Genomic DNA, 13,345 nt, shown 5'->3' on the forward strand with positions numbered 1-13,345 from the left:
TCGCTCTGAAAAATCGGTTTGCTGCCGGAGCCGATGCCGCGGCCTCCGGCGTCGGCCTTAAAACCTCACGAATTCGAAATCGGCCCCGGTGCCGGCCGCCTGATCGGCGAGATCGGACAGCGCGATCTTGCGCACGACCGACTCGTTCCACGGGTTCGTGTAATAGACGGTGTTGGCGGCCACGTCCACGCGGATCACGGCGAACGCATGCCCGTCGCCCTTCGACCAGTCGCCGTGGCGGTCCGGCTTGCCGCCGAACACCATGGCCACGCGCGAGCCGAGATCGCTCGAATGCTTGCCGAGGAACTCGACGATCTGCTGGCTGGAGCTGTCGCGGTCGGCCAGACGCGCGTGCGCGCCGTAACTGCCGGCGAGCACGGCCATGACCTTGTTGGTGGGCAGCGATCCCTTGGCGGGATCGAGGTGGAAATACTGGAACATCGCGCCGACGATGGCCGCGGCGGCCGGGTCGCCGGTGCCGTACTGATCGAGGTTGTCGGCGGCGAGCGTGTAGGTGCGGGCGGGGTCGCCGGGCAGGCTCACGCGGTAATGGCCGCTGTCGAGCCGATGCACGGCGCGGCGCAGGATATCGGCGCCGGTGGGCGTGGTCGAGAACGCCTTGACGACGGAAATGCCCACGCAATCGCCCTCGTGCTTCTGCACGAGGTTGATCCCGATCGGCTGGGGAACCGGCGTACCGGGCAGCGCGCTGACATCCCAGGGCCCGGAGTCGAGCGCGTTGCCGGCCGCGGCATCGCGAACCAGCGCGCGGATGCTGCCGTCGGCACTGAACGAGCCGTCGCCGAGCGAGGCCACGATGTTCTTCGTGTCGGTGACGAGCACGTCGCGTGCGCCGCCATCGCGCTTGAGCGCGGCGAGGAACAGTGCGGAGGCGCGGGTCACGTCGGTGCGCTGCGCGGGGCTGGTCGCGGCGGACGGGCTGCGGCGCAGCACGTCGATCAGTTGCCGGTAATGGCGTTCGACATCGCTGTAACGCGCCGTGGATTCGGCGCTGGCCGATTGGCTGCCGATGGCGCCGATCAGGCATGCGCCCAGAAGCCCGGCGGTGATGAGACGACGCGCGCCGCGCCGCGGGTTGCCCGTCGGCGCGCCTGGTGCGCCCGACGCGGCCGCAATGAAGTGCGAATCAGCCATCGTGTCCTCTTCCGATCTGGGGGAGCCGTCGGGATCGACGCTCCGTTCAGAAGCAGAACACTTGCAGGCCGGCAATTATTCCCGCTGTTTTCGCGGTGTCCGGCGATGATGGCGAACCGGATGCGCGACAGCCATTTCTCGTCGTCCTTGATTTTTCTACGACAAGCTCAGCGCGACCCGCTCGCCATGCCGAATCGCACCGCCGCCGCGTTGGCGTTGCCTTCATCCGGCCGGCGTGCCGCCGCCGGCTCCGCCGGCGAATGCGTGAAACGAACCCACTCGATCTCGGCCGGCGTCAGCGGCGGAAAACCCACCGAAGCGGACGCCAGCGCGTCGAGAATGCGCAGCGCCCGGCCGGACGAATGCGGCGATGAAAAACGACGCGTCAAATGCGTGGTCAGTCGAATCAGAATCGAGGGCAGCGTCATGGTCGTAAGCCTGCGGAAAACGTGGCGGCGGGCGTGGCCGCCCTGCATCGGGCAAGCGGCACGCAACATGGGCTCACGATACGGCCCGCCGCGCGCGGCCGGAACCAATCTTTTCGCCTATATATATGCGCGCCGCGCCATTGCAGTGCCATTGCCGCGCTGCTGCTAACCAAAGCAGAAAACGGCATCACGGCCGCCCCCGAATCCGGATAGTCTCGCAGCGCCCCACCCCCTCATTTCCGGAGTCATCGATGTCACATTGGAAGCCCCTCGCCGGCCTGCTGCTGGCCCTCGCCGCTCATCAGGCGTTCGCGCAGGAACCCGTCACGCTCGCGATCGGCGAGCAGAACTACTACAACATCGAGGCGTCGATGGAAGCGTCGGGCGCCTTGAAGGATGCGCCCTATCGCGTGCAATGGAAGCACTTCCAGGCCGCCGCGCCGATCGCCGAAAGCCTCAACGGCCAGGCGCTCGACCTCGGCTTCCTCGGCGATTCGGGCCTGCTGACGCTGGCCGCGCGCGGCGCGCCGGTGCGGATCGTGGCGGTGTCGCGGCAGAACCTCGAAGGCGTGGCGCTGCTGGTGCCGGCCAATTCGCCGGTCAAGCGCGTGGCCGATCTCAAGGGCAGGAAGGTGGCGGTGTGGCGCGGCGCGTGGAGCCAGCAACTGGTGCTGCGCGCGCTGCAGCAGGCCGGCGTGCCGGCCGACGCCGTGCAGTATTCCTATCTGATGCCGGTCGACGCGACCGATGCACTCGCGAGCGGCGCGGTGGATGCCGTCTCGCTGTGGGAGCCGTTCGTCAGCACGCTGGAATTGAAGCAGCACGCGCGCCCGATCGCCACCGCCGAAGGCCTGATGCCGGCCCTCAGCTACGTGGCCGCCACCGACAGCGCGGCCACCGGCAAGCACGCCGCGATCGCCGATTTCCTGCGCCGCGCCGTGATCGCGCGCCGCTGGGTCGATGCGCATCCGAAGGAATACGCGGCGCTGTGGGCCAAGCGCGCGAATCTCGATGTGGACGTGGCCACGCGCTGGCTCTCGACCGCGCACCAGACGATCGGCCCGGTCGACGAGCGCGCCGCGCGCGACACGCAGGAAACGGCCGATTTCCTGACGCGGCAGGGCGTGATTCCGGCGCACTTCGATACGAGCAAGGTGCTCGATCGTTCGTACGCCGATGCGTTTTCGGCAGCGGCAAAGTAAGACAGATTGCAACAGGCGGCCGCGCGGCAAGCGCCGCCGCCCTCACCCACGCTCAGGCCGCCTGCGCCACCGCCTCGCGCCCCGGCACCGCCTCGAGCAGCGTGCGCGTATACGGATGCTTCGGCGCACGCCAGATGCTGCGATGGTCGCCGTGCTCGACGATCTTGCCGCGCTGCATGACATGCACGCTGTCTGCCAGGTAACGCACCACCGACAGATCGTGCGAGATGAACAGCAGCGACAGCCCGAGTGAACTCTTCAGCTCCACCAGCAGATTCAGGATCTGCGCCTGGATCGACACGTCGAGCGCCGACACCGGCTCGTCGCAGATCAACAGCGCCGGCTCCAGCACCAGCGCCCGCGCGATGCCGATGCGCTGGCGCTGCCCGCCCGAGAATTCATGAGGAAAGCGATGCAATGCGGCGGCCGGCAGCCCGACCTTGTCGAGCGCCGCCGCGCTGCGCGCCTGCCGTTCACGCCCGCCGCGCACGCCGTTGGCGGCCAGCACGCGCCCGAGAATCTGGCCGACCGTGCGGCGCGGGTTCAGCGATGCGTAGGGGTCCTGAAACACCATCTGCACACGCGGGCGCAGCGGCCGCAACGCACGCTCGCCGAGCGGCACGAGATCCACGCCGTCGAGCCGGATCTCGCCTGACGCCACCGGCGTGAGCCGCATCACGGCGCGCGACAGTGTCGATTTCCCGCACCCTGATTCACCGACCAGCCCGACCGTCTCGCCGCGCCCGATGGTCAGCGACACGCCGTCCACGGCGCGCAGCGTATCGCGCGCGCCGCGCTGCGTGTATTCCACCTGCAGATCGCGGATCTCCAGCAGCGGCACGGCCGGCACCGGCAGCACCGGCACCGCGTTCGATGCAGGCTGCGCCACCCGCTCCACGCCCGGCACGACGATGAACGACGTCGTGCCGTCCGGGTTAACGCCGTGGCGGATCTCGGGCAGCGAGGTCTCGCGGTAATGCCGCTCGCCGGCCAGGTTCAGCGACGCGTTGAGCAGGCCCTGCGTATACGTATGACGCGGCGCGGCGAACAGCGCGTCGGTGGCCTGCGTCTCGACCTTGCGGCCGGCCAGCATGACCGCGACGCGATCGGCGTGATCGGCCACCACGCCCAGATCGTGCGTGATCAGCAGCAACGCCATCCGCAGCTCGCGCCGCAGCGAATCGAGCAGCGCGAGGATGCGCGCCTGAATCGTCACGTCGAGCGCGGTGGTGGGCTCGTCGGCGATCAGCAGGCGCGGCCGGCAGGCCACCGCCATCGCGATCATGACGCGCTGGCGCTGGCCGCCCGACAGTTCGTGCGGATAATCGCCGAAGCGGCGCGCCGGCTCGGGAATCTGCACCAGATCGAGCAGCTCGATCGCGCGCACCCGCGCCGCCGCGCGCGACAGCGGCTCGTGCCGGCGCAGTGTCTCGACGATCTGCTCGCCGATCGACAGCACCGGGTTCAGCGACGTCATCGGTTCCTGGAAGATCATCGAGATGTCGCGCCCGCGCAGGTCGCGGGTTTCGCGCGGCGTCAGCGTCAGCAATTCGCGGCCGTCGAACCGCACGCTGCCGCTCACGCGTGCCGTGTCGGGCAGCAGCCGCATCAGCGAAAGCGCCGTGGCCGATTTCCCGCATCCCGATTCGCCCACCAGCGCGAGCGTCTCGCCCTCTCGGATCTCGAAATCGATGCCGCGCACCGCTTCGTGCGCGCCGAAATTCACGCGCAGGTCGCGCACTTCGAGCAGGTTCGTCATGCGCCGCGCTCCGAGCGTTGCGCGAGGCGCGGGTTCAGCGCGTCGTTCAGGCCGTCGCCGAGCAGGTTCAATGCGAGCACGGCCACCACGATCGCGCCGCCGGGGATCGCCGTCAGATACCAGGCGGTGCGCAGCGAATCGCGGCCGAAGCCGATCATCGCGCCCCAACTGATCACGTTCGGATCGCCCATGCCGAGGAACGACAGCGACGATTCGATCAGGATCGCGCTGGCCACCATCACCGAGGCCGTCACGATCACGGGCGGCAGCGCGTTCGGCAGGATCTCGCCGAAGATGATGCGGCCGTTGCCGAAGCCCTGGCTGCGCGCGGCCAGCACGAAATCGGCGTGGCGCAGGCGGCGGAACTCGGCGCGCACGATGCGCGCCACCGTGGGCCACGACGCGATGCCGATCGCCAGCGCGATCACCGTCACGTCGGGCCGGCCGATCGCCACGATCACGATCACCAGCAGGAACGACGGCACCGTCTGGAACAACTCGGTCACACGCACCAGCAGGTTGTCGATCAGTCCTCCGAAATAACCGCCGATGGCGCCCACCAGCGTGCCGATCACCAGCCCGATGCCGGCCGACGACGCGCCGATCAGCAGCGACACGCGTGCGCCGTGCACCAGCCCGGCCGCCACGTCGCGGCCCAGCGAATCGGTGCCGAGCCAGTATTGCGGATCGGTGCCCGGCCATTCGAACGGCGCGGCCACCATGTCGAGCGGGTCGCCCGGAAACAGCTTCGAGGCGAACAGCGCCAGCAGCACGATGGTGGCCAGCAGCACCAGGCCGGCCACCGCCGACGGGTTGCGCAGCAGCGCGCGCCAGGTGCGCAGGCCGGGGCCTCGGCTCGCGGCCGCCTGCCCGGCGGAACCAGCCGCCAGCCGGCCGAACAGCGCGCCGGCCAACTGGTTGCGCCACGGCGAGGCGGTGGCGGCCGATTGCGCGGCTCGCACCGCGTTCGACGATTCAGTGCTCATGGAAACGCTCCATCGAAAGGGGAAAACGGCGCATCAGGCGATCCGGGGATCGAGCCACGCCTGCAACACATCGACCAGCACGTTGGCCGCGATCACCACCAGCGACGACAGCAGCAGCACGCCGAGCAGCACGTCGAAATCGCGCGCCAGCACGGCGTCGAGCGCGAGCCGGCCGAGGCCGGGCCAGCTGAACACCGTCTCGGTCACGGCCGCGCCGCCGAGCAGCGTGCCCACGTGCATGCCGACCATCGTGGTCAGCGGCATCAGCGCGTTGCGCAGCACATGGCGGATCGTCACGCGGGCCGGATGCAGGCCCTTCGCATACGCGGTGCGCACGAAATCCTGGCGCTGCACCTCGAGCATCGCCGCGCGCACCAGCCGCGCGTAGATCGCCACGAAGAACGCCGCCAGCGTCACGGCCGGCAGCAGCACGTGCTTGCCGACATCGGCCAGCCACGCGAGGCCGTGCAGCGACGCGCCGATCGTGACGTTGCCGCCGCTCGGCAGCCAGCCGAGCCGCACCGAGAACAGCACGATCGCGAGCAGGCCGATCCAGAAGCCCGGCGTCGAATAGAACAGCAGCGCCAGCACCGACAGCACGCGGTCGGGCCACTTGCCCGACCAGTGCGCCATCACCGCGCCCAGCACGATGCCGACGATCACCGCCAGCGCCAGCGCGGTGCCCATCAGCAGCAGCGTGTTCGGCAGGCGCGCGAGGATCAGTTGCATGACCGGCATGTCGTAGCGCGGCGAATAGCCGAGGCTGAAATGCGCGAGATGCGACAGGTAACTGGCGAGCTGGTGCAGGATCGGCTGGTCGAGGCCGAACTTGGCGCGCAGCATCGTCATGGTTTCGGCGGTGGCCGAGCCGGCCTCGCCGGCCAGCACGTCGGCCGCGTCGCCGGGCAGCAGCTTGAGCAGGAAGAAGTTGAAGATCACGATGCCGATCGCCGTCGGCAGCGCCTGCCACGCGGTGCGCCGCAGCACCGCGATCCATCGTCCGTTATGCGTCATGGCGGGCTCCGGGCGTCATGCGGCGGCGGCATCGGCCGATGCCGCCGCGCCCTGCCAGACCCGGTGCGCATAGGCCGATTCGGGGAAATCGGCCGGCACCTCGCTGGCCATCCGCGCGGCGTGGGCAGCCAGATCGGCCGTGAACAGATCCTCGCTGATGCGCGCGATCACGGCCGGGATGTCGCGCTTCATGCACGGCACGTCGCCCACCGGCACGCCGAAGCTGACGAAGCCGGCCGGGTTGTGCGCGTGGATATGGCGCAGGTACGGCGCCGCGCCCGGCGTGCGTTCGAGATATTCGAGCGCGCGGCCGAGGTACGGATGCGCGCCGAGCGCGTCGTCGCGATCGGCCGCGTCGGGCTGGTGGCGATCGCGCCACAGCAGCACCTCGTCGGCGAAATCGGCCAGCTCGGGCCGCGCATGCAGGTCGATCGCGTAGCCGGTGCCCGCGATCACGAAGTCGAACGCGAAGCGCTCGCCGGCCGCTTCGGCGACCACCTCGCCGTGTTCGAGCCGCGCGGCGGTCCACTCGCCGCCCAGATGCAGATGGAACGCGTCGTGGCGCGTCACGCGCTCCACCGCGTCGGGCGGCGGCGTCGAGCCGGCCTGGCGGAAGCGGCGCGCGAGCTGCCAGCGCAGCGCGTCGGGCAGGCTCGGGTAATTGTCGTAGGCGCCCGGATAGGCGCGCGCCCGCGACACCGGCAGCGAAGCGATCGCGGTGCGCCGCACGAACAGATGCACGGCCGCCGCGCCCGCTTCGAGCGCCGTGGCGGCCGCGTCGAACGCCGAGGCCGCGCCGCCGATCACGGCCACGCGCTTGCCGCGCAGCGCCGCGAAATCGATCGCGTCGGCGGTGTGCGCGCGATGCGTGGCCGGCAGCGCCGCCAGCACCGGCGGCAAGTTCGGCCGGCCGTTGCCGGCCACGCCGTTGGCGAGAATCACCTTGCGCGTGGTTTCCACCGCATCGCGCTCGCCGTTCGCATCGCGAATGCGCAGATGCACGCGGAAATGATCGCCGGCCGGCTCGATGCGCGCGAGCGTCACGCCATAACGGATCGGAATCCGAAGGAACGTGCGATACCACGCCAGATATTCGGCCCAGCGCTCGCGCGGAATCCGCTCGAACGCGTCGAACGCGGCCTCGCCGTATTGCGCGTCGTGCCAGGCGCGAAAACCCAGGCCCGGCAGGCCCGCTTCCGGCCCCACCAGCGTTTTCGGGGTGCGCAGCAGCCGCATCCGGGCGCGCGTGAGCCACACGCCGGCCTGCGACGCATCGGGCGCCGCGTCGATCACGCTCACGCGGCCGATGCCGGCGCGGCGCAGGCCGTACGCATAGGCCGCGCCGCTCTGGCCGCCGCCCACGATCAGCACGTTGTGGTCGATGCCGGGGCGATCGGGCACCCAGTTCTCGGGGTCGGGGCCGGCAAGGCGCAGCGTATCGAGCGCGTCGCGATCGGGGTTCGGCAAGTCGGACATCGGGTCCCTCCGGCGGAGCAACGGGCCGGCCGACGAGCCGGCCCGCGTGTCAGGTTGATTGAAACGGCAAGGCAATATCGAAGCAGTATCGAACGCATGGGCGGCCCCGCCAACCAAGCATTCACGCTTTGCATATCGCAATGCATGGCCGGCAATCGGCAATAGGAAATCAGATTTCGTTCGTTGTCCGCGAGAATCGGCGCGTGCTTGAATGCAGCGGCTGTGACACGAGCGCCGCCGGCGCGCCGACCGGCGCTATCGCGGCATCCGCGCCAATGTAACGGCCGTGCGAGAGCGCGGCCGACGAACGAACCGATCGATTCCGTGAACACGACCCTCGCGCTTCCCGCGCACGACACCGCCCTGCGCTCGCCGTTCCAGCCGGTGCCGTCGCCGGCCGATTTCCCCGACAGCCCCGCCTCGCGCGTGTTCGCGCAGCCGCTGATGCTCGGCCTGTTCCTGCCGATCCAGGCCGGCGGCTGGAGCGCCTCGACGCTGCCGCGCGGCACCGACTGGAGCTTCGACTACAACGCCGCGCTGGTCGAAAAGGCCGAGGCGCTCGGCTTCGACCTGGTGTTCGCGCTGTCGCAATGGCTGCCGAAAGGCGGCTATGGCGGCGTGTTCAACGGCCAGGCGCTCGATTCGTTCATGACGCTGGCGGCGCTGACCGCGCGCACCGAACGCATCATCCTGGCCGCCACCAGCCACGTGCTGTACGGCCCGTGGCATCCGCTGCACTTCGCGAAGTTCACGGCCACGCTCGACCACATCTCGAAGGGGCGCTGGGGCATCAACGTGGTCACCGGCCACCGCGCGATCGAGCACGAAATGTTCGGCTGGCAGCGCATCGAGCACGACCAGCGCTATGCGATGGCCGCCGAATTCCTCGATGCCGTCAAGCAACTGTGGGTGCAACCCGAGAATTTCTCGTTCGAACCCGAGCTGTCGAGCTGGAAACTCGGCGAGGCGTTCGTCACGCCGAAGCCGCGCTACGGGCGGCCGCTGCTGATCAACGCCACCGGTTCGGACGCCGGCATCGAATTCGCCGCGCGCCATTCGGACGTGGTGTTCATCACCAGCCCCGGCGGCCCGACGCTGGCGGCCGCGCTCGACTCGGTGCCGGCCCACGCCGCGCGCGTGAAGGCCGCCGCCGCCGCGCACGGCCGGCGCGTGCGCACGCTGCTCAATCCGATGGTGATCTGCCGCGAGACGGCCGCCGAGGCGCGCGAGTATCGCGACGCGATCGTCGCGCATGCCGACGAAGGCAGCTTCCACCGCTTCGACAGCGACGCCCAGGCGTGGCGCGGCGGCGCGGACGAGCGCGCCAAGGCCGAGCACCGCGCGCTCGGCGGCAACATGTCGATCGTCGGTTCTCCCGAGGAAGTGGCGGACGCGATCATCCGCCTGCACGCAGCCGGCGTGGACGGCGTGCAACTGAGCTTCTACGATTTCGCGCCCGATCTCGACCTGTTCGGCCGGCGCGTGCTGCCGCTGCTGCGCGAAGCCGGCCTGCGCCACTGACCGGCGCGCAGCGGCTCGTCTTACCGGCCCGCGCACCGGCCGTCTCATCCGCCCGATACCGCGTTCATTCCGAGGAACCCGCGATGACTCATCTCTGGTACACCCGATGTCCCGCGCCGACGCCGTTCGGCGTGGCGATCCGCCAAGGCCGCCTGCACGACGAATTCGCGCGCGACGGGCTGACCATCGCGGCGCTGCAGGATGCCGACGATCCGCAGATCCGCCGCTCGCATTTCACCCACAGCCAGCCCTGGTCGTTCCGTCAGGGCGGCAATATCCCGGCGCTGTGGGCGCGCGCCCAGGGCAGCGACACGCGGCTGATCGCGCTGTCGTGGGTGGACGAATTCCAGGCGCTGATCACGCTCGATCCGGCGCTGGCCGCCTCGCCCGAGGCGCTCGCGCGGGCGCGCTTCGGGCTGCCCGTCAACACGCGCGCGAGCGTGGTGGATTTCCATCGCGCCACCGCGCTGCGCGGCTTCGATTCGCTGCTGGCCGTGCGCGGCATCGCGCTCGAAGCGATCTCGCTGGTGGAATTGCCGCACGCGCCGCGCAGCCTGGAAGACGCCGCCGCCGGCACCGACCTGCCCGTCAGCCAGTGGCTCGCGCAGCAGCGCCCGCACGAGTTCTCGCGCGAGGCCGCCGCGCTGCTGCGCGGCGAGGCCGACGTGGTGTTCGTCAAGGGCGCGACCGGCCTCGACATCGCGAACCAGCTCGGCGCGACCGTGCTGGTGGAAATCAGCGAGCAGCCCGAGCGCCGCCGTCACGCCAACAACGGCACGCCGCGCCCGCTCACGGTGGATGCACAACTGCTGCGCGAACGGCCCGACCTGGTCGAGCGCGTGCTGATGCGCACGCTGGAGGCGGGCGGCTGGGCCGCCACCCATCCCGACGACACGATCGCCTACCTGGCGCGCGAGACACGCAGCGCCGAGCACTGGGTGCGCCGCGCGTACCGGCCCGACGTGCACCGGCAGATGACGGTCGGCATCGACCGCGGCTCGCTGGCCGCGCTCGACGATTTCAAGCGCTTCCTGCATCGTCACGGCTTTCTGCCGACCGATTTCGATCTGGACGACTGGGTCGATCCCGCGCCGCTCGCGGCGGCTTACGAGCGGCTGGCCGACGAAGCGGGCGAATCCGTTCGCGGCAATGTCAAGGAACCCGAAATACATCGCGCCGTACCGGCAAGTGCGTTGCCGCAGGTTGCGCCGGCCGTCGGCTGACGCAGCGCTCGCCCGCCTTGCCCGCTTGCGTTGCCGCGCCGCCGCGCGCCCTTTCCTCGCCACCCCGATCGTTCATGACCGCCTTCGCCGCACGCCGCACCGTCATTCGCCCTTCAAGCCGCTCCCGCCGCTTCCCCCGCCCGTTCGCGCGGGCGACCGCCATCGCCGCCACGGCCTGCGCGCTGCTCGCCGCGCTCACGCTCGCGCCCGCCACGGCAACGGCGCAGACGCGCGGCGGCACGCTGAACTTCGTCGTCACGCCCGAGCCGACCGCGCTGGTCGATTTCGCCACCACGGCCGTCAACGTGCTGAAGGTCAGCCCGAAGGTGGTGGAAGGGCTGCTCGACTACGATTTCGCGTTCAATCCGAAGCCGCTGCTGGCTGCGTCCTGGTCGATCGAGGACGGCGGCAAGCGCTACGTGTTCCACTTGCGCCCGGGCGTGAAATGGCATGACGGCCAGCCGTTCACATCGGCCGACGTGGCGTTCTCGCTCGACCTGCTGCGCAAGGTCCACCCGCGCGCCAAGAGCACGTTCGCCAACGTCACCTCGGTCGCCACGCCCGACGCGACCACCGTGGTGCTGACGTTGAGCAAGCCCACGCCGTACCTGATCAAGGCGTTCTCCGCCACCGAAACGCCGATCCTGCCGAAGCACCTGTACATGCACGGCGACCCGCTCGACAACCCGGCCAACAACGCGCCGGTGGGCACCGGGCCGTTCCGCTTCGTCAAATGGGTGCGCGGCAACTACATCGAATACGCGCGCAACCCCGATTACTGGCAGCCCGGCAAGCCCTACCTCGACCGGCTGTTCGTCAAGATCATCGCGGACCCGGGCGCGCGCACCGCCGCGTTCGAAAGCGGCGCGGTGGATCTGGGCGGCGACATCCCGGTGCCGCTGGCCGACCTCGCGCGCCTGAAAGCCGACCCGAAGCTCGCGCTCGACACGCGCGGCTACGAATTCCAGGCCGGCGTGGCGCGCATCGAGTTCAATCTCGACAACCCGGTGCTGAAGAACCTGAAGGTGCGGCAGGCGATCGCGCATGCGCTCGATCGCGAGGTGATCCGCAAGGTGATCTATTACGGCTACGCCACGCCGCTGGTCAGCCCGCTGATTCCGACCAACCCGTACTACGACCCGGCGCCGAACCCCTACCCGTTCGACCCGAACCGCGCCAACGCGCTGCTCGACGCGGCCGGCTACCCGCGCCACGACGACGGCACGCGCTTCGCGCTGACGATCGATCCGCTGCCGATCGGCGACATCCCCGCGCGCACCGCCGCCTACGTGAAATCGGCGCTGGCGCGCGTCGGCATCGCCGTGACGATCCGCAACCAGGATCTGCCCGCCTATTTGAAGCGGATCTATACCGACCGCGCGTTCGACTTCAGCCTGAACGGCATGAGCAACCTGTTCGACCCGGTGGCGGGCGTGGCGCGGCTCTATACCACCGCCAGCTTCCGTCGCGGCGTGCCGTTCACCAACGGCTCGCACTACAGCAACCCCGAGATCGACACGCTGTTCGCGCAGGCCGCCGAGGAAACCGACGAGGCCGCCCGCAAGCGCGCGTTCGCGCAGATCCAGCAGACGCTGGAGCGCGAGCTGCCCGACATCAACCTGGTCGCGCCGCAATACGTGACCGTCGCCTCGCGCGCCGTGCAGGCGCATACCGTGTCGCCCGACGGCGTGTCGGGCAGCTTCGCCGACCTGTGGCTCAAGCGATGACCCGCCTTTTTCCTGTTTTCCCGGAGGTTGCGCGATGAGCGCCGTACTGGTTCCCCCCGCCCCGATCGAAGTGTCCCACGCAGGCGGCGCGGCGCGCCCCGCCGTCGAGCGCGCCCGCGAGCTGGCCGCCGAATTCGCCGCACTGGCCCCCGAGCACGACCGCAGCGGCGCGCCGCCGGCCGAACAGTTCGCACGACTACAGGAAGCCGGCCTGTTGCGCGCGCCAATCGAGCGCCGCTTCGGCGGCGACGGCGCGGGCCTGGCCGTGTCGCGCGCGATCGTCGGCGAGATCGCCTATGGCGACCCGTCAGTGGCGCTGATCCTCGCCATGCACTACAGCCAGCACAGCGCCATCGCACGCGCCACCTCGGGCCGCAACGCCGAATGGCCGGCCGCGCTGGCCGAGCGCCTGGCGCGCGAGGCCGCCATCGAGCCGGCGCTGATCAATGCCGCGCAAGTGGAGCCGGAACTCGGCTCGCCGTCGCATGGCGGCCTGCCCGCCACCGTCGCGCGGCGCGTGGGCGCGCACTGGCGGCTGTCGGGCCACAAGCGCTACGTGACCGGCGTGCCGCTGCTGTCGTGGATCAACGTGCTGGCCATCACCGACGAGGCCGAACCGCGCGTCGGCCATTTCCTGGTGCCGCGCGCCGCGCCCGGCGTGGTGGTAATCGACGCGTGGGACCCGCTCGGCATGCGCGCCACGGCCAGCCACGACGTGGTGCTGAGTGATGTGGCGATCCCGCTGGACGACGCGGCCGGCCTGCGCCCCGCGCACCTCGGCCTGCAACGCGACCCGCTCGCGCTGGCCTGGTATTTCAGCCTCGTCAGCGCCGTGTACGACGGCGCGGCGCGGG

The 13,345-nt window shown here is 70.1% G+C and carries 11 protein-coding genes; 5 read left to right on the forward strand and 6 right to left on the reverse strand.

All coding sequences use genetic code 11. The features are described from left to right. Positions 1–57: 57 nt before the first annotated feature. Positions 58–1,155, reverse strand: coding sequence for a hypothetical protein (locus ACYP33_RS33730; RefSeq protein ID WP_459625446.1), 1,098 nt, complete (start codon positions 1,153–1,155; stop codon positions 58–60). Between the two features lie 167 nt (positions 1,156–1,322). Then, positions 1,323–1,691, reverse strand: a complete 369-nt coding sequence (locus ACYP33_RS33735; RefSeq protein WP_459625447.1) for a hypothetical protein — start codon at positions 1,689–1,691, stop codon at positions 1,323–1,325. Between the two features lie 143 nt (positions 1,692–1,834). Between ACYP33_RS33735 and ACYP33_RS33740 the strand changes: the two genes are divergently transcribed. Beyond that, positions 1,835–2,785 (forward strand): ABC transporter substrate-binding protein, encoded by a 951-nt coding sequence (locus tag ACYP33_RS33740; RefSeq protein ID WP_459625448.1) that lies wholly within the window; start codon positions 1,835–1,837, stop codon positions 2,783–2,785. A 52-nt stretch (positions 2,786–2,837) separates the two neighbouring features. Here ACYP33_RS33740 and ACYP33_RS33745 read toward each other — a convergent pair whose 3' ends face one another. From ACYP33_RS33745 to ACYP33_RS33760, 4 genes are read right to left on the reverse strand one after another with little or no spacing between them, the layout of a single operon-like run. Beyond that, positions 2,838–4,544: an ABC transporter ATP-binding protein gene (locus ACYP33_RS33745; RefSeq protein ID WP_459625449.1), complete on the reverse strand. Its 1,707-nt coding sequence runs from the start codon at positions 4,542–4,544 to the stop codon at positions 2,838–2,840. Then, a complete protein-coding gene (locus ACYP33_RS33750) occupies positions 4,541–5,530 on the reverse strand; it encodes an ABC transporter permease (protein WP_459625450.1) in 990 nt (329 codons plus the stop codon). Before ACYP33_RS33750 ends, ACYP33_RS33745 begins: the two co-directional genes overlap by 4 nt. Before the next feature lie 33 nt (positions 5,531–5,563). Beyond that, the gene (locus ACYP33_RS33755; protein WP_414447840.1) at positions 5,564–6,544 is read right to left on the reverse strand and encodes an ABC transporter permease; all 981 of its coding nucleotides are present in this window, start codon (positions 6,542–6,544) and stop codon (positions 5,564–5,566) included. A gap of 15 nt (positions 6,545–6,559) precedes the next feature. After that, a complete protein-coding gene (locus tag ACYP33_RS33760; protein WP_459625451.1) occupies positions 6,560–8,020 on the reverse strand; it encodes an NAD(P)-binding domain-containing protein in 1,461 nt (486 codons plus the stop codon). Positions 8,021–8,344: 324 nt separating this feature from the next. On the opposite strand from ACYP33_RS33760, the gene ACYP33_RS33765 reads away from it, so the two are divergent. The 4 genes from ACYP33_RS33765 to ACYP33_RS33780 all read left to right on the forward strand — a co-directional run. After that, a complete protein-coding gene (locus ACYP33_RS33765) occupies positions 8,345–9,541 on the forward strand; it encodes an LLM class flavin-dependent oxidoreductase (RefSeq protein WP_459625452.1) in 1,197 nt (398 codons plus the stop codon). 83 nt (positions 9,542–9,624) lie between these two features. Further along, positions 9,625–10,764 (forward strand): ABC transporter substrate-binding protein, encoded by a 1,140-nt coding sequence (locus tag ACYP33_RS33770; protein WP_459625453.1) that lies wholly within the window; start codon positions 9,625–9,627, stop codon positions 10,762–10,764. A 74-nt stretch (positions 10,765–10,838) separates the two neighbouring features. Then, positions 10,839–12,491, forward strand: coding sequence for an ABC transporter substrate-binding protein (locus tag ACYP33_RS33775; protein WP_459625454.1), 1,653 nt, complete (start codon positions 10,839–10,841; stop codon positions 12,489–12,491). A gap of 34 nt (positions 12,492–12,525) precedes the next feature. After that, positions 12,526–13,345, forward strand: an 820-nt coding sequence (locus tag ACYP33_RS33780; protein ID WP_459625455.1) for an acyl-CoA dehydrogenase family protein, incomplete at its 3' end; no start/stop codon positions are given.

The sequence above is a fragment of the Burkholderia sp. 3C genome (assembly GCF_054589155.1).